Here is a 2,838-nt window from a genome sequence, read left to right as displayed (position 1 = left end):
GCTAAAGCGCGGCGTGTTGTGGATGAACACCGTCGCGCCCGCGTTCCACGGCGCAAACACGCAACTCCACGCGTGTTTCGCCCAGCCTGGCGAACTGATGTTGAGATGGACATCGCCGGGTTTCAGGCCGATCCAGTACATGGTCGATAAATGCCCGACCGGATAACTTTGATGACTATGCAGAACGAGTTTCGGCCGGCTCGTCGTGCCGCTCGTGAAATAAAGCAGTAACGGATCGGTAGCGAGCGTGCGGCCTTCGGGTTCGAACGATGGACTTTCGTTGAAGGCATCGGCGAAATTCAGCCAGCCTTCGGGCAACGCCGCGCTCGATGGAATGGCCACCGCGATGCGGGTTTTGGTTTTATCGATGGCATCGAATTTTGCAGTCTCGTTCGACGCCACGATCACATGCTTCACTTCGCCGCGCGTCATGCGATCGGCTATGTCGGCCGGCGTCAGCAACATGGTGGCGGGAATGGTAACGGCGCCGAGCTTCATTGCGGCGAGCATGGTTTCCCAGAGCGCCGGCTGGTTCGGCAGCATCAGCAAGATGCGGTCGCCGCGCTGCACGCCTTGCTGCCTCAGCCAGTTCGCAAGCTGATTCGATCTCGCCGATAACTCCGCGTACGACAGCTTGATCTCGTCGCCGTTGTCCTCCACGACCCAAAGCGCCGGGTTCATGTTACTGCGCGCGTATTCATCGAACCAGTCGAGCGCCCAGTTGAACTCGGTCAGCTCCGGCCACGCGAAATCCCTGTACGCGGTTGCGTAGTCGTCGCGATGACGCAGCAGAAAGTCTCGTGCCTGCAAAAATCCTTGCGATGCCATGGTCTTGCGTCTCCTTCGGTTTTGTCTGGTTTTTTACTTCTGCCGCAATTTTTCGCCCTGCTCGCGGATTTGATCGAGCGTTGCGGCCGGCGTGCTCGCATCTTGCGGAATCCTGATTTCTATCACCGATGGCAAACCGGTTTTCAAAGCACGCTCGAACGCCGGCATGAATTGCGCCGTGGTCTCGACAAGTTCACCATGTGCGCCGAACGCACGGGCGTAGGCTACGAAATCGGGATTCGTGAGCGAGGTTCCATGCACACGATTCGGATAATGGCGTTCCTGATGCATGCGGATCGTGCCGTATTGCTGGTTATTCACGACCACGAAAATCACGGCGAGCCGGTATTGCATCGCCGTCGCCAGCTCCTGGCTCGACATCATGAAACAGCCGTCGCCGGCGAAGGCCACGACCACGCGGTCCGGATACAACGACTTCGCTGCGATCGCGGCCGGAACGCCGTAGCCCATCGCGCCGCTGGTCGGTGCAACCTGCGACCTGAAATGGCGATATGCGTAATGCCGGTGCAACCATGTTGCGTAATTGCCCGCGCCGTTCGTCACGATCGAATTGGCGGGAAGACGAACGCTCAGTTGCTCCATGATCTCGCCGAGCTGGACATCGCCGAGCATGGGGCGCGGTTTGCGCCACGCGAGATACGCCGCATGCGCTTCTTCGATAGCGCCATTCCACGGAATAGCTTGCGGCGGATTCAGCGACGCCAGGGCCGCCGCCATTTCCGGCATGCCGGAGACGATCGGCAAGTCGGCGGAATACACGCGGCCGAGTTCCTCCGCGCCCTGGTGAACGTGAATCAGCGTCTGCGTGGTCTTCGGGATGTCGAGCAGCGTGTAACCGCCGGTCGTCGATTCGCCCATGCGCGGGCCGAGTACGAGCAGCAGATCGGCGTCGCGGATGCGCGCGGCGAGTGCGGGATTGATTCCGAGGCCGACATCGCCGGCATAGTTCGGATGGTTGTTATCGAGCGTGTCCTGGAAGCGGAACGCGCAGCCTACGGGCAGTTGCCACGCCTGCGCAAAACGCGCGAAATCGGCCGTTGCTTCTTCGGTCCAGCCGCTGCCGCCGGCAATCACAAACGGTTTCTTCGATGCCGCCAGCAGTTCGCGCACGCGCTCGATCTGCGCCGGCGCGGGCGCTGCGGCAACACGCTGATAACGCGGCGCGCCGAGAACGGCTTCGCAGGCATCGCTGAGGACGTCTTCAGGCAACGCGAGCACGACCGGACCGGGGCGTCCCGACGTTGCCGCATGAAACGCGTGGCTGAGGTATTCGGGGATGCGCCTGGGGTCATCGATTTGCGCGACCCATTTCGCCATTTGCCCGAACATCCGGCGGTAGTCGATCTCCTGGAACGCCTCGCGATCCATGTGTTCGCGCGCGCACTGGCCGATGAGCAGGATCATCGGCGTGGAGTCCTGGAAGGCCGTATGCACGCCGATGGACGCATGCGTCGCGCCCGGACCGCGTGTGACGAGCGCGACGCCGGGGCGGCCGGTGAGTTTGCCGACTGCCTCGGCCATGTTTGCCGCGGCAGCTTCGTGACGGCAGACGATGGTCTGGATGCGGCTGGTTTCGTCGTGGAGGGAATCGAGGATCGCGAGAAAGCTTTCGCCCGGGACGCAGAAGACGCGTTCGACGCCGTGGGTCAGGAGGGCTTCGACGATGAGCTTCGCGCCGGTCGTCGGGTTGGGGTGGGATGCTGGGACTGCAGATGCCATTCGATGAAACCTCTCGGAAGGTTCGGTGGTTCGGTGGTTCGGCGGTTCGGCGGTTTGGCTCGCAAGCGGAGCTGGAATTCGTAGCTTACGCTGGGGCGGGGCGGTGACGCTAGGCGGGGTTTTCGCGCTGGCGCTTGGTCGGGGGAGGTTTACGGTCGGGTTGATGTCGGGTTGCTGCTTTTTAGGCTTTCGCGCGTTCTGTTCTGGCTGATTTCTTTAGCACTATTAGCCACTGTCCGTGGCGGGACTTCATTTCACGGGTTTTGCGCT

The 2,838-nt window shown here is 61.7% G+C and carries 2 protein-coding genes; both read right to left on the bottom strand.

Annotated elements, in window-relative coordinates; genetic code table 11:
* Positions 1 to 828, bottom strand: an 828-nt coding sequence (locus ACFFAR_RS30035) for an AMP-binding protein (protein ID WP_174365479.1), incomplete at its 3' end; no start/stop codon positions are given.
* Between the two features lie 33 nt (positions 829 to 861).
* Positions 862 to 2,568 carry a thiamine pyrophosphate-binding protein gene (locus ACFFAR_RS30030; RefSeq protein WP_375509099.1) on the bottom strand — a complete coding sequence of 569 codons (1,707 nt, stop codon included), beginning with the start codon at positions 2,566 to 2,568 and terminating at the stop codon, positions 862 to 864.
* Positions 2,569 to 2,838 lie beyond the last annotated feature (270 nt).

It is taken from the genome of uncultured Caballeronia sp. (genome assembly GCF_964243625.1).
In the GTDB taxonomy this organism is placed as follows: domain Bacteria; phylum Pseudomonadota; class Gammaproteobacteria; order Burkholderiales; family Burkholderiaceae; genus Caballeronia.
This window is presented reverse-complemented; position numbering and strand designations above follow the sequence as displayed.